Below are 18235 nucleotides of genomic sequence, written 5' to 3'. Positions count from 1 at the left end.
GTCGGTTGATGCAGCGTGGCTGCGGGTGAAAGAAGCCCGCTATTATACAGCGTCGGCCCCCTCTCCGTCGGCCGCCGTGGCCGCACGGATGGCGAAAAGTTGCCGACCTTGCAGCTTACCGGTATCGTAGTGCTGAAAAAGGCCCGACGGATACCGACACGCATGCCAGAAAACAGCCCATCCAGCCAGACCGGCACGCCGGCGACCGCTCAGCTGAACAGCCAGATGAATGCTCAACTGAGCGTGCTGATCGTCGACCCGAACCCCGGCATCCGCGCGAACCTGCAGAACATGCTCAACCAGTCGGGCATCACGCGCATCGAGTCCGCGATGAACGCCGGCACGGCGATCAAGGCGCTCGGCCGCAAGTCGTTCGACATCATCCTGTGCGAGTATGACCTCGGCAGCGGGACCACGAGCGGCGAAGGCCAGGACGGCCAGCAGCTGCTGGAAGACCTGCGCCACCACCGCATCATCCCGCCCTGGGCCATCTTCATCATGCTGACGGCGGAAGGCACGTACGGCAAGGTGGTCAGCGCGGCCGAGCTCACGCCCACCGACTACATCCTGAAACCCTTCACGGTCCAGGTGCTGCACGAACGGATCCAGAAAGCCGTCGCGCGCCGCGCCGCCCTGCTTCCCGTCTACCAGCTGCTCGCCCAGGCACGTCCCCGCGAGGCGATCGAAGCGGCGATCGAGTCGGGGCGCACGCGGCCGGCGTACGCGCTCGACTTCGCGCGGCTGCGCGCGGAACTGCACGCGTCGCTCAAGGAACACGAGCTGGCCGAAGCGGTGTACCGCGACGTGCTGACCACGAAACCGCTGGGCTGGGCGCGGCTCGGGCTCGCGCGCGCCGTCGCCGCGCAAGGCCGCACCGACGAGGCGATTCCCGTGCTCGAACACCTCGTCGCCGACAACCCGCGCCTGATGGCCGCCTACGACCTGCTCGCACGCTGCCAGCAGGAGCGCGGCGACGCCGCCCTGGCCAAGAAGACGCTGGAAGACGCCGTCGCGATCTCGCCGTACGTCGTGCGCCGCCTGCGCCGGCTGGGCGAGGTGGCGCTGGAGACGGGCGACGCGGACGGCGCGGAAAAATCGTTCCGGCAGGTCGTCACGCGCTCGCGCTACTCCGAATTCCGCAATCCCGAAGACCACGTCAACCTGGTCCGGGCGCTCGTCGTCAAGGGCGATCCGGCCGGCGCGTCGACGGTCATCCGCGACCTCGAACGCTCGCTGCGCGGCACGCCGGCGGCCGACGCCTGCAAGGCGATCTCGGTGGCGCTGCTGCACGACGCGGCGGGCAACGGCGCGGCCGCCGTCAAGGAACTCAAGCTTGCGGTCGACGCGGTGCGCGCGGGCGGCGTGCTGTCGCCGAACATGCGGGTGGGCCTCGCGCAATCCTGCCTCACGCACCGCATGGACGACGAGGCGTCGGAAGTCATGCTGGGCACGCTGAACGGCGGCGACGACGCGCTGTCCGCGCAGCAGGCGCTGAACGTGTTCGTCCGCGCCGGCCGTCCGGATCTGGCGGACGGCATGGGCAAGCAATTGCGCGCCCAGGCGCAGATCCTGCTGGGCGTTGCGGACGAGAAGCGCAATATGGGCGACGTGCGCGGCGCCGTCCAGACCCTGCTGGAAGCGCTGCACATGGCGCCCAACAATCTGCAGGTGATGATCGCCGTCGTCGGCGGCGTGCTTCGCCAGATCATGGAGATGGGCTGGGACCATCCGCTCGCCGCGCTGTCGGAAGAGCAGCTGGAACACATCCGCGCGATCGATCCCGCGCACCCGCGCCTGGCCGCGCTCGATGCGGAACTGGCGGCGGCCAAGCGCAAGTACGGTATCTCGACCTAGGCGCGCGGCCGGCCCGACGGCAGGTCGCCGTCCGCGAGGATGCGCAGCGCCGTCAGCACGAGGCCGAAGCCGACGCCGAACGCGAAGGTGCTGAGTTCGAGCCCGAGCACACGCTGCGCGATGGCGTCGCCGACAGTGCCGGCCGCAGCGGCGATGGCGAGGACCGTCAGCCAGAACAGGCCGGGCATGACCGGCCCGTGGCGACGTGCGAGCAGGACAAACGACGCGGCGCTTGCGCCCAGCACGAGGCTCGCGCGCCAGAAGCCGAGGCCCAGGCCGGTCGCGACGGCATCGCCCAGGGCACTGCCGGCCCCGCCGGCGACGAACAGCGTCCACCACCACAACCCGCCGGCGGCGCCGGGACGGCTGGACCGCCGGCTCCCCGCGAACAGCGTCGCGCAGGCCAGCGCCGCCAGCAGGACGCTCCAGCGCAGATCGTGCAGCACGTCCGCGGCAGCGGCGCCGGCCGCGCGTACCAGGGCGGCAGCCACCCAGAAGCCGGCCGGATGGCGCCCCGGCCAAACGCGCGCGCCGATGCATACGCAAGCGAAGCACAGCAGCAGCAACGGCAGCGCGCCCGAATGGCCGAGACCGAAGACGTCGGAACAGAAATCGGCGGCGTTCGCGCCAAACACGCTGGCGAGGACCAGGAGAAGCCAGAACAAGCCATCGATCCTGGGGACGTGTTCGACTTTCATGCGACCTCGCGGGGTGGCGTGACAAAGAAGGGCTCCCGGAAATTATAGGCAGGCCGGCGCCGCGCACGCCGCCGCCTCCCGCGTCTTTACCCCGTTTTACACATCCCCATACCCGCCCCCGCCCGGCGTCTCGATCACGAACACGTCCCCGACGCCCATCTCCACCTTGCCGATATGCCCCAGTTCCTCGACGCGCCCGTCGACCCGCTCGACGAGATTGCGACCGCGCGCCCCGGGCGCGCCGCCCGCCATGCCGAACGGCGCGTGCACGCGGTTGTTCGACAGGATCGCCGCCGTCATCGGCTCCAGGAAGCGGATACGCCGCACGCCGCCGTTTCCGCCGTGCCAGCGCCCGGCCCCGCCCGAACCCGCGCGGATCGCATAACTTTCCAGCCGCACGGGGAAGCGGAATTCAAGGATCTCCGGATCGGTCAGACGCGAGTTCGTCATGTTGGTCTGCACGACGTCCGTGCCGTCGAAGCCCGGCCCCGCGCCGGAACCGCCGGAGATGGTCTCGTAATACTGGTAGCGCGCATTCCCGAACGTGAAGTTGTTCATGGTGCCCTGCGCCGCCGCCATCACACCCAGCGCGCCGTACAGCGCGTTCGTGATGCTCGTCGACGTCTCCACATTCCCGGACACGACCGACGCCGGATAATGCGGATTGAGCATGGAGCCCGGCGGGATGATCACCTTCAGCGGTTTCAAACAGCCCGCGTTCAGCGGGATCTCGTCGTCGACGAGCGTGCGGAACACGTACAGCACGGCCGCCATGCACACGGCGGACGGCGCGTTGAAGTTGTTCGGGAGCTGGCCTGAGGTCCCCGTAAAATCGATCTCCGCGCTGCGCGCTGCGCGGTCGACGCGGATCGCCACTTCGATGCGCGCGCCGTTATCGAGTTCGTTGACGAAGTGGCCGTCCTGCAAGGCAGTGATGACGCGCCGCACGGCTTCCTCGGCATTGTCCTGCACGTGTCCCATATACGCCCGCACGACGTCGAGCCCGAAGTGCGCGACCATCTTGCGCAGCTCGTCGACGCCCTTCTGGTTCGCCGCGACCTGGGCCCGCAGGTCGGCCATGTTCTGGTCCGGGTTGCGCGCCGGCCAGCGTGCGGCGGCGAGCAACGCGCGTGCCTCCGCGTCGCGCAGCACGCCGTCCGCGCCGTCGACCAGTTTGAAGTTGTCGATCAGGACACCCTCTTCCTCGATGTGCACGGAGTCCGGCGGCATCGAGCCCGGCGTCGTGCCGCCGATGTCCGCGTGGTGGCCGCGCGACCCCACATAGAACAGGATGTCCGAACCCGCCTCGTCGAACACGGGCGAGATCACCGTCACGTCGGGCAGGTGCGTGCCGCCGTTGTACGGGTCGTTCAGCACGTAGACGTCGCCCGCCTTCATCGTGCCGGCGTTCTTGCGCATCACGGCCTTGATGCTCTCGCCCATCGACCCAAGGTGCACCGGCATGTGCGGCGCATTGGCGACGAGGTTGCCGTCCGCATCGAAGATCGCGCAGCTGAAGTCCAGGCGCTCCTTGATGTTGACGGAGTACGCCGTGTTCTGCAGGCGCAGGCCCATCTGCTCGGCGATGGACATGAACAGGTTGTTGAAGATCTCCAGCATCACCGGGTCGACCGTCGTGCCGATCGCATGGCGCTGCGGCAGTGCTTCCACACGGCGCAGCACGAGGTGGTTGTACGCCGTGACCTCGGCGCGCCAGCCCGGTTCGACGACGGTCGTCGCATTCGCTTCCGCGATAATGGCCGGGCCGTTGATCGTGTCGCCCGGCGCGATGTCCTGGCGGCGGAACACGCTCGTGTCGCGCCAGGCGCCATCAAAATACGTCGACACCGTCTCGCACGGCGACGGGACACCGTCGCGGCCGCCGCCGCGCGGGCTGGCGTCGACGGGCTGCTCGGGCGGCGCATCGGAGCGGCCCAGCGCTTCCACCGACACGGCCTCCACCACGAGCGCCTTGCCCGGCATGAGGAAGGAAAAACGCCGGCGGTACGCCTGTTCGAATTGCGCCTGCAGCTGCGCGCGGTCGCCGTCCATCACGACGATGGCGGAATCCGTGCCTTCGTAGCGCAGATGCACGCGCCGCAGGACGTCGATACGGTCGGCGGCCACGCCCTGCGCGAGCAGGTCCGCGCGCGCCGCCTCGGCCAGCGCATCGAGTCCGGCGGCCAGCACGTCCGCCTCGACGTCGTCCAGCCGGCGCTCGACGGCCCGTTCGCTCATCGCGCTCTGGTCCGCGAGACCCATGCCGTACGCGGACAGCACGCCCGCCAGCGAGTGGATGAACACCGTCTTCATGCCCAGCGCGTCCGCGACGAGACAGGCGTGCTGGCCGCCCGCGCCGCCGAAACTCGTGAGCGTGTAATCCGTCACGTCGTGGCCGCGCTGTACGGAGATCTGCTTGATCGCGTTGGCCATATTGCCCACGGCGATACGGATGAAACCTTCGGCGACGGCTTCGGGCGCGGGCCGCGTCCCGGTCGCGCGCTCGACGTCGTCGGCCAGCGCGTCGAAGCCCGCGCGGACGGCATCGGGATCGAGCGGCTGGTCCGCGTCGGGACCGAACAGATGCGGAAAATGCCGGGGCTGGATCTTGCCGAGCATGACGTTGCAGTCCGTGACGGCCAGCGGCCCGCCGCGCCGGTAGCTGGCCGGGCCCGGGTTCGCGCCGGCGCTGTCGGGCCCCACGCGGTAGCGGCTGCCGTCGAAGTGCAGGACCGAGCCGCCGCCCGCCGCGACGGTGTGGATGCTCATCATGGGCGAGCGCATGCGCACGCCCGCGACCTGCGTCTCGAACACGCGCTCGAAGTCGCCGGCGAAGTGCGACACGTCCGTCGACGTGCCGCCCATGTCGAAGCCGATGATCCGCTCGAACCCGGCGAGGCGGCTCGCGCGCACCATGCCGACGATGCCGCCGGCGGGGCCGGACAGGATGCTGTCCTTGCCCTGGAACGCGCGCGCATCCGTCAGACCGCCGCTGGACTGCATGAATTGCAGGTTCACGCCCGGCAGCTCGCCCGCCACCTGGTCGACGTAGCGGCGCAGGATCGGCGACAGATACGCGTCGACCACCGTCGTGTCGCCCCGCGCGACGAGCTTCATCAGCGGACTGACTGCGTGCGAGACGGAGATCTGCGTGAAGCCGATGTCGCGGGCGATCCGCGCCACCGCATCCTCGTGCGCGTGGTAACGGTAGCCGTGCATGAACACGATGGCCAGCGCGCGGATGCCGTCGTCGTAGGCGGCTTGCAGGTCGCGCCGGGCCGCGGCCTCGTCGAGCGTTGTCACGACATCGCCGTGCGCGCCCATGCGTTCCTCGACCTCGACGACGCGGCCGTACAACAGCTCGGGCAGCACGATGTGGCGGTCGAACAGGCGCGGACGGTTCTGGTAGGCGATGCGCAGGGCGTCGCGGAAGCCCTTGGTGATCGCGAGCACGGTCGGTTCGCCCTTGCGCTCCAGCAGCGCATTCGTGGCGACCGTCGTGCCCATCTTGACCGCCTCGATCTTCCCCGCCGGGATCGCCGCGCCGAGCAGGTGGCGGATGCCGGCGACGGCCGCGTCGCGGTATTGCTCCGGGTTTTCCGACAGCAGCTTGTGCGTCGCCAGGCTGCCGTCGGGCCGGCGCGCCACGATGTCCGTGAAGGTACCGCCGCGGTCGATCCAGAACTGCCAGTCCATCGTTTTTCCTCGTATAGTCAAGCCAGCGGCTATTGTAGTCGCGCGCCGCCGCGATTTTGGCACAATGCCGGCTTTCGTCACCGCCACCTTTTGGACTCGTATGGACAACCCGCTCTACAGCGTCGCGCAAATCCGCGCCATCGAACAGGCCGCGCAGGCGCAGCTGCCGCCCGGCACGCTCATGCACCGTGCGGGCGAGGCCGCCTCCACGTATGCGCTCGACCTGCTGGGCGGCGTGCCGGCGGGGCGCATCCTCGTGCTGGCCGGCCCCGGCAACAACGGCGGCGACGCACTGGAGGTCGCGGCGAACCTGGCGGGCCTCGGCGCCAACGTCGACGTCGTGCACCTCGCGGGCGCCGCGCCGTCGCCGGAGACGCAGCGCGCCCTCGAACGCGCCCGGGCCAGCCGCGCCCGTTTCATCGACGACATCGGCGGGGAACCCGGCTGCTGCCTCGTCGTCGACGGCCTGTTCGGCATCGGCCTCGCGCGCCCGCTCGCGGGACGCGCGCGCGAACTCGTCGAACGCACGCTGGCGCTGGCGTGTCCCGTGCTCGCGCTGGACGTGCCGAGCGGCCTCGATGCGGACACGGGCGCCATCATCGGTCCGGACGGCGTGGCCGTGCGCGCCACGCACACGATCACCTTCCTCGGCGACAAACCGGGCCTGCACACGGGCGACGGCTGCGACCACGCGGGCCGCGTGCACGTGAACCGCCTCGATGCGGCCGGCCTGCACACGGCGGACGCGCACGCGCGGCTGAACGCGCCGGCGCTGTTTGCCGGCCTGCTGGCGCCGCGCCGGCGCAATTCCCACAAAGGCACGTACGGCGACGTCGCCGTACTGGGCGGCGCGCGCGGCATGACCGGCGCCGGCGTCCTGGCCGCGCGCGCCGCGCTGTACGCGGGCGCGGGCCGCGTGTTCGTGGCCGCGGTCGACCCGGGGCCGGGCCTCGATCCGATGCAGCCGGAGATCATGTTCCGCGACGGCGCCGGCTTCGCGTTCGACGGCCGCACGGTCGTCGCCGGCCCCGGCCTGGGCGACTCGGCGGCTGCCGTGCATCTTCTCTCCAAGGTCATCGACGGCACCGGGCCGCTGCTCGTCGACGCCGACGCGCTGAACCTGTGTGCGGCCAGCCCGGACCTGGCGGCGCGCCTGGCCGCGCGCGGCGGCGCGACCGTGCTCACGCCGCATCCGTTGGAAGCCGCCCGCCTGCTGGGCGTGACGGCCGCCATCGTGCAGGCCGACCGCCTGGAGAACGCGCGCGAACTGGCGCAGCGCCTGGACGCCGTCGTCGTGCTCAAAGGCGCCGGCAGCGTCATCGCGCGACCGGACGGCGAAGTGGCGATCAACACGACCGGCAATCCCGGCCTCGCCACGGGCGGCACGGGCGACGTGCTCGCGGGCCTGATCGGCACCTTGCTGGGCCAGGGCTGGCCCGCCTGGGAAGCGGCGCTGGCGGGCGTGTGGCTGCACGGCGCGGCGGCGGACCGCCTCGTGGCGAGCGGCGTCGGTCCGATCGGCCTCACGGCGGGCGAGCTGCCGCGCGCCATCCGCGCCGAGCTCAATGCGCTCGTGCTGGACGCGGACCGGGCGTGAAGGCGATCAGGCGGCCAGCCGGCCGGCGGCGATCGTGAGCGTGCGGCCGCAGCGTGCGGCCATGGCGGGATCGTGGGTGACGAGCACCAGCGTGGAACCCCGTTCGCGGTTCAGGTCGAACATCAGGCGGATGACGGCTTCGCCGGTGGCGGCGTCGAGGCTGCCCGTGGGCTCGTCCGCGAACAGCAGCGGCGGCTCCGTGACAAAGGCGCGCGCGAGCGCCACGCGCTGCTGCTCGCCGCCGGACAGATACTTGGGATAGTGACGCAGACGGCTCGACAGCCCCACGCGGCCGAGCATCGCCTCGGCCTTCGCGCGCGCGTCGACCTCGCCCCGCAACTCCAGCGGCAGCATCACGTTTTCCAGCGCGTTCAGGTGCGCGAGCAGCTGGAAGGACTGGAACACGAAGCCGAGCCTGGCCTTGCGGAACGCGGCGCGGCCATCCTCGTCGAGGGCGAAGATGTCGGTCCCGTCGAGCACGACCTGGCCCGAGGACGGCGTGTCGAGACCCGCCAGCAGGCCGAGCAACGTGGACTTGCCGGAACCGGAGGCGCCGACGAGGGCAAGCGTCTCGGCCGGTTGCACGGTAAAATCCACGTCGTGCAGGATGGTGAGTTCGCCGCTGGCGTCCGCCACGCGCTTGGAAAGCCCCCGGACTTCGATCGCGGGTCGGCCGGCTCCGGCCTGTCCTGCACTGCCATTTGACGCCTCGGGAATATCACGCATGCTTGCTCTACTCAGGAAATGGACGATCGGTGCCGTCGCGGTCATCGCGGTTGCCGCGTCGGGGAGCGCCTATTCTGCCCCAAAAACCGTGCTCGTGGTGGGCGACAGCCTGTCGGCCGAATACGGCCTCGCGCGCGGCACGGGCTGGGTCGCGTTGCTCGAGCAGCGCATGAAGCTCGAGAAAATCGACGCGCACATCGTCAACGCCAGCATCAGCGGCGAGACGACCAGCGGCGGCCGCACCCGCCTGCCCGCGCTGCTCCGGCAGCACAAGCCGGACGTCGTCGTACTGGAACTGGGCGCCAACGACGGCTTGCGCGGCCTGCCGGTGACGGCCGCCGAAGACAATCTGCGCACGATGATCCAGCTGTCGCAGCAGAACAAGGCGAAGGTCCTGCTCGTCGGCATGCGCATGCCGCCCAACTACGGCCGCGCCTACACGGAGCGCTTCGCCGGGATGTACAAGGACCTCGCCGGCGCGTATAAAGTCCCGCTGGTGCCGTTCATGCTGGACGGCGTCGCGCAAGACCCGGCGAACTTCCAGGCCGACCGCCTGCATCCGCTGGCGACGGCGCACCCGACCATCCTCAACAACATCTGGCCGCAATTCGCGCCCCTCGTGAAACGATAATGAAATACCCCGCTGTCCTCGGCGTCGACGACGTCCTGCCCATGCTCGACCAGTTCGACACCATCATCGACGCGCGCAGCGAGTCCGAGTTCGCGCTCGACCGCATTCCCGGCGCCATCAACTGCCCGACCCTGGACGACGCGCAGCGCGTCCTCGTCGGCACCACCTACAAGCAGGTGGGCGCGTTCGAAGCCAAGAAGATCGGCGCCCCGCTCGTCGCGCAGAACATCGCGCGCTACATCGAGACGCAGTTCGCCGACAAACCGAAGGATTGGAAGCCGCTCGTGTACTGCTGGCGCGGCGGCAACCGCAGCGGCTCGATGGCGCTGATCTTCGCCAAGATCGGCTGGCCCGTCGTGCAGCTCGACGGCGGCTACAAGGCCTACCGCGCCTACGTCGCCGCGGCGCTGGACAACCCGCCGCTGCTCGATTTCCGCGTCATCTGCGGCACCACCGGCAGCGGCAAGAGCCGTCTGCTGGAGACGCTCGAATCCATCGGCGCGCAGGTGCTCGACCTGGAACGCCTGGCCGCGCACCGCGGCTCCGTCCTCGGCCACCTGCCGGGCGAGCCGCAACCGAGCCAGAAGATGTTCGAGACGCGCGTGTGGGACAAACTGCGCCGCTTCGACCCTTCCAGACCCGTGTTCGTCGAATCGGAAAGCAAGAAGGTGGGCAATCTGCGCGTGCCGGAGGCCGTCATGGAACGCATGCGCGCGGCCCGGTGCGTGTCGTTGCAGCTGGACCGTCCGCTGCGCGTGCAGCTGCTGATGGAAGACTACCACCACTTCTGCGCCGACCCGGCCACGCTGAACGCGCAGCTGGACCACCTCGCGCAGCTGCACGGGCGCGCGCGCATCGATGCGTGGCACGAGCTCGCGAATACGGGACGCATGCCGGAACTCGTGGACCAGCTGCTCGTCGAGCATTACGACCCGGCGTACCTGCGCTCGATCGACCGCAATTTCGCACAGTATCCGCAGGCGGAAGTGCTCACGCTGCCCGGGATCTCGAAGGACGATTTCATCGCGGCGGCGCGGCATCTCCACGCGTAGGACAGGCACGCCTTTTGCTGCGGCAACGGGTGGATAGAGGCAATGTCGACATACCTCACGGGGCGCACCTTGTTGGCGCCGCGCGCACCGCTGACGTGCATCGCGTCCGCCAGCGCGCGTGCGGTTACATTGACTCTTCCTTTCCTTAACCCGCACACGTGATAGGTACGCTATGAACCGCATGGAAGTCACCGAGAAAATCGTCAGCGCCAAGGTATCCAGGGGCATCAAGTGGGAAGACGTGGCCGGCAGGATCGGCCAATCCAAGGCATGGACGACGGCACTGTGCCTCGGACAGATGACCGCCTCGGCCGAGCAGGCCGGCATCCTCGGCGAGATCTTCGGCCTCACCGACGAAGAGTGCAAGTGGCTGCAGGTGGTCCCCTACAAGGGCTCGCTGCCGACGGCGGTCCCGACCGATCCGTTGATCTACCGCTGGTACGAAATCGTCAACGTCTACGGCACGACGATCAAGGAGCTGATCCACGAAGAGTTCGGCGACGGCATCATGAGCGCCATCGACTTCAGCATGGACATCGTGCGCGAGCCCGACCCGAAGGGCGACCGGGTCAATGTTGTGCTGTCGGGCAAATTCCTGCCTTACAAGCAGTATTGAGGTCAATCCTCCGCCAGATAACCCCGCGCCAATGCCGCTTCCGGATCCTGGAACACGGCCATCGCCGTGGTCATGCGCCGGAAGCCGTGGCGCGCATAAAAGCCCTCCTTGCCCGGCACCGCGTACAGGATGATCTTCGCGTGCCCGCGCGACAGCTCGACCAGTTGCGCGATCAGGTCGTTGCCCAGTCCCCGCCCCTGGTGGCTGGGCAGGATCGCGACGTCGCAGATGTAGGAACAATCGAGGCCGTCGGCCAGCGCGCGCCCCGCCGCGACGAGGACGCCGTCTTCATAGGCGAAGCGGCGGAACATGCTGTTCGAGAACACCGTCCTGAGGCGCTCCGGCGACTTGTCGCCCAGCGGCGCCTTGCGGTACAGGTCGGAGAGTTCGGTCCAGTCGACGGTGTCGAGCGCATCACTCCAGACTATGGTCATGAAATCCTCACCTTGTTGATCGAGCCGCAATTGTAATGGCGCCGCAAAGAAAAAAGCCCGGCCCGCTCGCGCGGCCGGGCTTTATCGTGATGCGTTCGGCTTATTCGGACTTGGCGCCCAGGTCCGCCGCCTTGACGTTGATCTTTGCCTTGGCCTTGTGTTTCAGCGCTTCGACGAAGCCGAAGGTCTCGGCATTGCCGACGGCGCGGCCGATCTGTTCCGCTTCCTGCTTGCGGCGCGCGACGTCCGGCTGCGCCGGCTGGCCGACCTTGACGATGCGGTACACGCCATAACCCTGGCCCGGGATCTCGACGCCCACATACGCCGGCAGCTTGCTGGTGTCGGCCTTCAGCACCGCGATCGCGGCGGTCTCGTTGATCGGCGGCTGCTTCGTGCGCGAAACGGTCCTCGTGTCGCCGAAGCCGGCCGTGTCGCCCGCCTTGGCCGCGGCCAGTTTCGCCTCGCCGGCCTGGCGCGCCAGCTTGGCCGCCTCTTCCTGCGTGACGCGCTGGCGGATGACGCCTTCGACCTCGGCCAGCGGACGCTTGGTCGCCGGCTTGAATTGCACGACACGGCCCGCCACCAGCGTGCTCGGCGCGACTTCGACGGCTTCCGTGTTGCGCTTGTTGGTCAGCGCGTCGTTCGAGAAGATCGCCTTCAAGAACTTCTCGTTATTCACCGGCGAGTTGCCCAGTGCCGGGTTCGGCGTACGGGTCAGGCCGTCGACGGTCTGGATGGTGAGGCCCAGCTTGTCCGCGACCGGTTTCAGGCTGTCCGCCTGCTCGTACACGGTGTTCGTGAACGTCTCGGCCAGTTCCGAATACTTGGCCGACATCTTGGCCTTCTTCAGTTCGGCGACGATTTCCGGCTTGGCGTCTTCCAGCGACTTTTGCGTCTCCGGCACCACCTTCGTGACCTTGATGATGTGGTAGCCGAATTCCGAACGCACGAGGCCGCTGACTTCGCCTTCCTTCAACCCGTAGATCGCATCTTCGACGGGCTTCACGAACACGCCCTTCTGCACGACGCCCAGGTCGCCGCCCAGCTCGGCCGAGCCCGGGTCCTGCGATTGCGCCTTGGCGATCTTGGCGAAATCGTTCGGGTTCTTGCGCACTTCGTCCAGGACGGCTTGCGCCTTCGCCTTCGCGGCGGCGTCCTCGGCGGCCGAAGCGCCCTTCTTCACGTTGATCAGGATGTGACTCGCGGTGCGCTTCTCCGGCGTCGTGAAGCGTGCCTTGTTCTTGTTGTACGCATCGGCGACTTCGGCGTCCGAGACGTTGACCTGCTTTTCGACGGCGGATGCATCGAACACGACGTATTCGGCCTTGACCGACTCCGGCACCTGGAACTGGGCCGCGTTCTTGTCGTAATACGCCTTGATCATGTCATCCGTGACCTTGACCTGCGAGACATAGGCAGCGGCCGGGAATTGGATCTCCTGCACCTCGCGTTCCTCGTCGTTGATGTCCGACAGGCGGTTGGCGACGGCGCGCGGCGCGAACGCGGTCTGCTGGACGGAGCCGACGAGCTGCTGCACGGCCAGGTCGTGGCGCATGCGCTGGTCGAACATTTCCGGGGTCATGCCCTGGGCGGCCAGCGCGGCCTTGTAGCGGTCCATGTCGAACGTGCCGTCATCCTTGCGGAAGGCCTGGATCTCGAGGATCGCCTTCTGCAGCGCGGCGTCGGTCACGGTCAGGTGGTTGCGCACGATCTCGGCGTTGATGGCTCGCTCGGCCACGAGCTGGTCCAGCACGGCCTGCTTCGCTTCCGGCGTGTCGAACAGCTTCTGGTCGAACCGCTCACCCATCATCTGGCGGGCCTGATCGAGCTGGCGGCGCTGCGCCGACTCCCATTCCTGCTGCGTGATCGTTTTCCCGTCCACGGTCGCCACGCCGTCGTTGCCGCCGCTGCGGCTGTTGTAGCTGCTTACGCCCACCAGCACGAACGACGGCAGGATCAACAGCAACAGCAGGAACTGCATCAGGCGCTGGTGATTACGGATAAATTCAAACATGGTCAGCCAATCAAGGTTGAAAATGCGTTATTAAAAAACTCAAAAAAAAGGCGAACCAAGGTTCGCCTCTTTTTCAGTATCTGGCGGAGCGGACGGGGCTCGCCTACGTTCCGCAGGCCGCGGAGCCGCTTGCAAGCGGCTCCCTTCGAGCCCCAGCCCGTGTCGCCCGCAGGGGCGACACTCTTTACTCCAAATAATCTGGCGGAGCGGACGGGGCTCGAACCCGCGACCCCCGGCGTGACAGGCCGGTATTCTAACCAACTGAACTACCGCTCCAAATTCGTGTATTTCGCAACCGCGGAACCGAAGGCCGACATGGCAGGCGATTCGTGGCGGAGCGGACGGGGCTCGAACCCGCGACCCCCGGCGTGACAGGCCGGTATTCTAACCAACTGAACTACCGCTCCACGAAATACTGGGTACTGCGCAACTGACTGAGTGACCTAGAGGCCCGGCAATCACCTGCTCCTGCTGCGTGTCAGCGCAGCGGAGGCATTAGTTTACTGCATCTTTCAGTGCTTTACCAGCCTTAAATTTCGGGACCTTGGCCGCCTTGATCTTGATGGCTTCCTTCGTGCGCGGATCGCGGCCCGTGCGTGCGGCGCGTTCGCCCACGGTGAAAGTGCCGAAGCCGACCAGCGTCACGCTGTCGTTGTTCTTCAGGGTGTTCGTCACGGCGACGATCATGGCATCGAGGGCGCGCGCCGCAGAGGCTTTGGTCAGGTCCGCGGACTTCGCGATTTCTTCGATCAGTTCAGTTTTGTTCACTATCTTCCCTCGTTGTGCGTTCTGGACACGGCCGGCGCCCCCGGATCGGATTGACCCTCGGCAAAAAAACCGCAAGCGCGTATTAAACAAGCCGACAATGCGTTGTGTCAAGTAACGCACGAGCAACAGCGCGGACATAAAAAAACGGCACCCGCAGGTGCCGCTTTTGGGAGGTAACGCAGGCTTAGTGCTTGACGACGCCGCCCTGCCCGTCGGTCGACGCGGTCGCAACCGACGAGGACGCCGCCGCCACCGCGGGCACCTCGACAATCGCTTCCGGCTGGCGCTCCAGCGCCACTTCCAAGACCTTCTCGATCCAGCGCACCGGAACGATCTCGAGCTTGTTCTTGACGTTGTCCGGAATGTCGGCCAGGTCCTTCACGTTCTGCTCGGGAATCAAGACGGTCTTGATGCCGCCGCGCTGGGCCGCCAGCAGTTTTTCCTTCAGGCCGCCGATCGGCAGGACTTCGCCGCGCAGCGTGATCTCGCCCGTCATCGCCACGTCGGCGCGGACCGGGATGCCGGTGAAGACCGAGACCAGCGCCGTCGTCATCGCGATACCGGCGGACGGACCGTCCTTCGGCGTCGCGCCTTCCGGCACGTGGATGTGGATGTCGGTCTTCTCGAACACCTCGCCCTTGATGCCCAGGCGCGGCGCGCGGCTGCGCACGACGGTGCGGGCGGCTTCGATCGATTCCTTCATCACGTCGCCCAGCGTACCGGTGCGGATGACCGCGCCTTTGCCCGGCACCTGCACGGCTTCGATCGTCAGCAGGTCGCCACCGACTTCCGTCCATGCGAGGCCGACCACCTGGCCGATCTGGTTTTCCTTCTCGGCCACGCCGAAGTCGTAGCGGCGCACGCCCAGGAATTTATCCAGGTTCTTCGACGACACGATCACGCGCTTGTTGTCCTTCTTGAGCAGCAGCATCTTGACGACCTTGCGGCAGATCTTCGAGATTTCGCGCTCGAGCGAACGCACGCCGGCTTCGCGGGTGTAGTAGCGGATGATGTCGCGGATCGCGGCCTCGTCGACCTTGATCTCTTCGTCCTTCAGGCCGTTCGCCTTGATCTGCTTCGGCAGCAGGTAGCGCTGCGCGATGCTCGTCTTTTCATCCTCGGTGTAACCCGACAGGCGGATCACTTCCATCCGGTCCAGCAGGGCCGGCGGGATGTTGAACGAGTTCGACGTCGCCACGAACATCACGTCCGACAGGTCGAAGTCCACCTCGACGTAGTGGTCCGAGAACGTGTGGTTCTGCGCCGGATCCAGCACTTCGAGCAGGGCCGACGACGGGTCGCCGCGGAAGTCCGCGCCCATCTTGTCGATCTCGTCCAGCAGGAACAGCGGGTTGCGCACGCCGACCTTCGCCAGCGATTGCAGCACCTTGCCCGGCATCGAGCCGATGTACGTACGGCGGTGACCGCGGATCTCGGCCTCGTCGCGCACGCCGCCCAGCGCCATGCGGACGTACTTGCGGTTCGTCGCGCGGGCGATCGACTCGCCCAGCGACGTCTTGCCGACGCCCGGAGGACCGACGAAGCACAGGATCGGGGCCTTCAGCTTATCGACGCGCTGTTGCACCGCGAGGTATTCGAGGATGCGTTCCTTGATCTTGTCGAGGCCGTAGTGGTCGGCTTCCAGCACTTCCTGGGCCTTTTCCAGGTCGATCGTGACCTTGGATTTCTTTTTCCACGGCAGCGACACCAGCGTGTCGATGTAATTGCGCACGACGGTGGCTTCGGCCGACATCGGCGACATCAGCTTGAGCTTCTTGATCTCGGCCTGGGCCTTTTCCAGGGCTTCCTTCGGCATCTTGGCGGCGATGACCTTCTTCTCGAGTTCCTCGATGTCGGCACCCTCTTCGCCTTCGCCCAGTTCCTTCTGGATGGCCTTGACCTGTTCGTTCAGGTAGTACTCGCGCTGCGATTTCTCCATCTGGCGCTTGACGCGGCCGCGGATGCGCTTTTCGACCTGCAGGATATCCAGCTCGCCTTCCAGCTGGCCGAGCAGGTGCTCAAGGCGCTTGGCGACGTTGAAGATTTCCAGGATGACTTGTTTCTGCTCGAGTTTCAGCGGCAGGTGGGCGGCGACGGTATCGGCCAGGCGGCCGGCGTCGTCGATACCGGCCAGCGATGCCAGGATCTCGGGCGGAATCTTTTTGTTCAGTTTGACGTACTGGTCGAACTGCTGGACGATCGCGCGGCGCATCGCCTCGACTTCGGAGTCGTCGCCGACTTCCGAATTGATCGGGGTCAGCTCGGCGATGAAATGGCTCGGCGCGTCGTTGATGTGATTGATACGGGCACGCTGCGCACCTTCGACGAGGACCTTCACGGTGCCGTCCGGCAGCTTCAGCATCTGGAGAATATTGGCCACGCACCCGATCTCGTAGATGTCTGCAGCCGAAGGTTCGTCCTTGGCAGCGGCCTTTTGGGCTGCGAGCATGATGCTCTTACCCTGTTCCATTGCGGCCTCGAGCGCCTTGATGGATTTCGGGCGGCCGACGAACAGCGGTATCACCATATGCGGGAACACCACCACGTCGCGCAGGGGCAGCAGGGGCAGCGTCATTTGCTCGGTCAATTTGGAAGTTGTCATGGCATACCTTATAGAAAGCGTGTTGACGATGTGGGAGCACACCCTCTAAACACAAGACCGGCCCAATAAATATTTTCTACAAGTAAAAAAACTTTAACTTGATACGAATAATAGCCGTTTCTACAAAAGCGCAAGATTCAAATAAAAAAGCCACTTCACAGCGGCGGCCGCGAGTGGCTTTTCGATTGAAGCCGTCTTTTGTTGAGATTGATTGTACCGTCTCAACTCAGCGATTCAATACCTTTGTTGTGTTTGCGCCCGGAAATTTTTCAGTTTTCGCCCGCAGCCTTGGGCGATTCGCTGTAAATCAGCAAAGGTTTCGCGCCATTCGTGATCGTATTTTCATCGATCACGACTTTCACGACATTTTGCTGGCTCGGCAATTCATACATCACGTCGAGCAAGGCGTGCTCCAGAATGGAACGCAGGCCGCGCGCACCGGTCTTGCGCGCCAATGCCTTCTTGGCAATCGCATGCAGGGCCGCCGGGCGGATTTCGAGTTCGGCGCCTTCCATATCGAGCAGTTTCGAATACTGCTTGATGAGGGCGTTTTTCGGCTCGACCAGGATCTGGATCAACGCTTCTTCCGTGAGCTCGCTCAGGGTCGCCACGACCGGCAGGCGGCCGACGAGTTCCGGGATGAGGCCGAACTTGATCAGGTCTTCCGGTTCCGCTTCCAGCAGGATGTCGCTGACGGAACGCTGGGTCTGGCTCTTGACGCTGGCCGCGAAGCCGATGCCGCTCTTTTCCGAACGGTTCTGGATGATCTTGTCCAGGCCGTCGAATGCGCCGCCGCAGATGAACATGATGTTGGTCGTGTCGATCTGCACGAAATCCTGGTTCGGATGCTTGCGGCCGCCTTGCGGGGGCACGGAGGCCATCGTGCCCTCGATCAGCTTCAGCAGCGCCTGCTGCACGCCCTCGCCCGACACGTCGCGGGTGATGGACGGATTGTCCGACTTGCGCGAGATCTTGTCGATCTCGTCGATGTAGACGATGCCGCGCTGGGCTTTCTCGACTTCGTAATTGCAGCTCTGCAGCAGCTTCTGGATGATGTTCTCGACGTCCTCGCCGACATAGCCGGCCTCCGTCAGCGTGGTCGCGTCGGCGATCACGAACGGGACGTTCAGCATGCGTGCCAGCGTCTGGGCCAGCAGGGTCTTGCCGGAACCGGTGGGACCGACGAGCAGGATGTTGCTCTTCGCCAGTTCGACGTCGTCCTTCTTGCCCAGGTGCTTCAGGCGCTTGTAATGGTTGTACACCGCCACCGACAAGATGCGCTTCGCGGTCTGCTGGCCGATGACATATTGATCGAGCAGCTCGGCGATCTCGTGCGGCGTCGGCAGGTCGGACTTGGCGCCCGCCACCGATTCCACGTTCGAGGTCTCATCGCGGATGATGTCATTGCACAAGTCGATGCACTCGTCGCAAATGAAGACCGAAGGTCCCGCGATGAGCTTCTTGACCTCGTGCTGGCTCTTGCCGCAGAACGAGCAGTACAGGAGTTTTTCGCCGCTAGAGGATTTTTTGTCTGACATGGGGCAGGT

The 18235-nt window shown here is 66.3% G+C and carries 13 protein-coding genes and 2 tRNA genes; 5 read left to right on the top strand and 10 right to left on the bottom strand.

Going from position 1 to position 18235, the window contains the following annotated elements; all coding sequences use genetic code 11:
- The first annotated feature begins 162 nt into the window (after positions 1 to 162).
- A complete protein-coding gene (locus BVG12_RS03500) occupies positions 163 to 1854 on the top strand; it encodes a tetratricopeptide repeat-containing response regulator (protein WP_083684492.1) in 1692 nt (563 codons plus the stop codon).
- Here BVG12_RS03500 and BVG12_RS03495 read toward each other — a convergent pair.
- Positions 1851 to 2552 (bottom strand): hypothetical protein, encoded by a 702-nt coding sequence (locus BVG12_RS03495; RefSeq protein WP_156895523.1) that lies wholly within the window; start codon positions 2550 to 2552, stop codon positions 1851 to 1853. The genes BVG12_RS03500 and BVG12_RS03495 overlap by 4 nt on opposite strands.
- 96 nt (positions 2553 to 2648) lie before the next feature.
- Complete coding sequence (locus BVG12_RS03490; RefSeq protein ID WP_075791195.1) at positions 2649 to 6248, bottom strand: hydantoinase B/oxoprolinase family protein; 3600 nt, start codon at positions 6246 to 6248, stop codon at positions 2649 to 2651.
- Positions 6249 to 6348: 100 nt separating this feature from the next.
- Here BVG12_RS03490 and BVG12_RS03485 point away from each other — a divergent pair, with 100 nt between their 5' ends.
- Complete coding sequence (locus BVG12_RS03485) at positions 6349 to 7845, top strand: bifunctional ADP-dependent NAD(P)H-hydrate dehydratase/NAD(P)H-hydrate epimerase (protein WP_075791194.1); 1497 nt, start codon at positions 6349 to 6351, stop codon at positions 7843 to 7845.
- Positions 7846 to 7851: 6 nt separating this feature from the next.
- Here the strand turns inward: BVG12_RS03485 and BVG12_RS03480 are convergent, their stop codons facing one another.
- A complete protein-coding gene (locus BVG12_RS03480; RefSeq protein WP_075791193.1) occupies positions 7852 to 8571 on the bottom strand; it encodes an ABC transporter ATP-binding protein in 720 nt (239 codons plus the stop codon).
- Here BVG12_RS03480 and BVG12_RS03475 point away from each other — a divergent pair.
- The 3 genes from BVG12_RS03475 to cynS all read left to right on the top strand — a co-directional run bounded on the left by BVG12_RS03475 (position 8570) and on the right by cynS (position 10870).
- Positions 8570 to 9202 carry an arylesterase gene (locus BVG12_RS03475; RefSeq protein ID WP_075791192.1) on the top strand — a complete coding sequence of 211 codons (633 nt, stop codon included), beginning with the start codon at positions 8570 to 8572 and terminating at the stop codon, positions 9200 to 9202. The genes BVG12_RS03480 and BVG12_RS03475 overlap by 2 nt on opposite strands.
- Positions 9202 to 10254, top strand: coding sequence for a tRNA 2-selenouridine(34) synthase MnmH (gene mnmH / locus BVG12_RS03470; RefSeq protein ID WP_075791191.1), 1053 nt, complete (start codon positions 9202 to 9204; stop codon positions 10252 to 10254). The genes BVG12_RS03475 and mnmH overlap by 1 nt, the downstream gene beginning before the upstream one ends.
- Before the next feature lie 172 nt (positions 10255 to 10426).
- Entirely contained in the window at positions 10427 to 10870 is a 444-nt protein-coding gene (cynS, locus tag BVG12_RS03465) for a cyanase (RefSeq protein WP_075791190.1), read from the top strand.
- A 2-nt stretch (positions 10871 to 10872) separates the two neighbouring features.
- Here the strand turns inward: cynS and BVG12_RS03460 are convergent, their stop codons facing one another.
- The 7 genes from BVG12_RS03460 to clpX form a co-directional block, all read right to left on the bottom strand.
- A complete protein-coding gene (locus BVG12_RS03460) occupies positions 10873 to 11304 on the bottom strand; it encodes a GNAT family N-acetyltransferase (RefSeq protein WP_075791189.1) in 432 nt (143 codons plus the stop codon).
- 100 nt (positions 11305 to 11404) lie between these two features.
- A complete protein-coding gene (locus BVG12_RS03455) occupies positions 11405 to 13318 on the bottom strand; it encodes a SurA N-terminal domain-containing protein (RefSeq protein WP_075791188.1) in 1914 nt (637 codons plus the stop codon).
- 199 nt (positions 13319 to 13517) lie between these two features.
- Positions 13518 to 13594 (bottom strand) — tRNA-Asp (locus BVG12_RS03450).
- Between the two features lie 54 nt (positions 13595 to 13648).
- Positions 13649 to 13725: transfer RNA gene (locus BVG12_RS03445), tRNA-Asp, on the bottom strand.
- An 88-nt stretch (positions 13726 to 13813) separates the two neighbouring features.
- Entirely contained in the window at positions 13814 to 14224 is a 411-nt protein-coding gene (locus BVG12_RS03440; protein ID WP_502518746.1) for an HU family DNA-binding protein, read from the bottom strand.
- 46 nt (positions 14225 to 14270) lie between these two features.
- Positions 14271 to 16688, bottom strand: coding sequence for an endopeptidase La (lon, locus tag BVG12_RS03435; protein WP_075791186.1), 2418 nt, complete (start codon positions 16686 to 16688; stop codon positions 14271 to 14273).
- A 269-nt stretch (positions 16689 to 16957) separates the two neighbouring features.
- Positions 16958 to 18226: an ATP-dependent Clp protease ATP-binding subunit ClpX gene (gene clpX / locus BVG12_RS03430; protein WP_056129433.1), complete on the bottom strand. Its 1269-nt coding sequence runs from the start codon at positions 18224 to 18226 to the stop codon at positions 16958 to 16960.
- Between the last annotated feature and the right edge of the window lie 9 nt (positions 18227 to 18235).

Origin of the sequence: Massilia putida (assembly GCF_001941825.1) — a bacterium.
GTDB classification, from domain to species: domain Bacteria; phylum Pseudomonadota; class Gammaproteobacteria; order Burkholderiales; family Burkholderiaceae_D; genus Telluria; species Telluria putida.
This window is presented reverse-complemented; position numbering and strand designations above follow the sequence as displayed.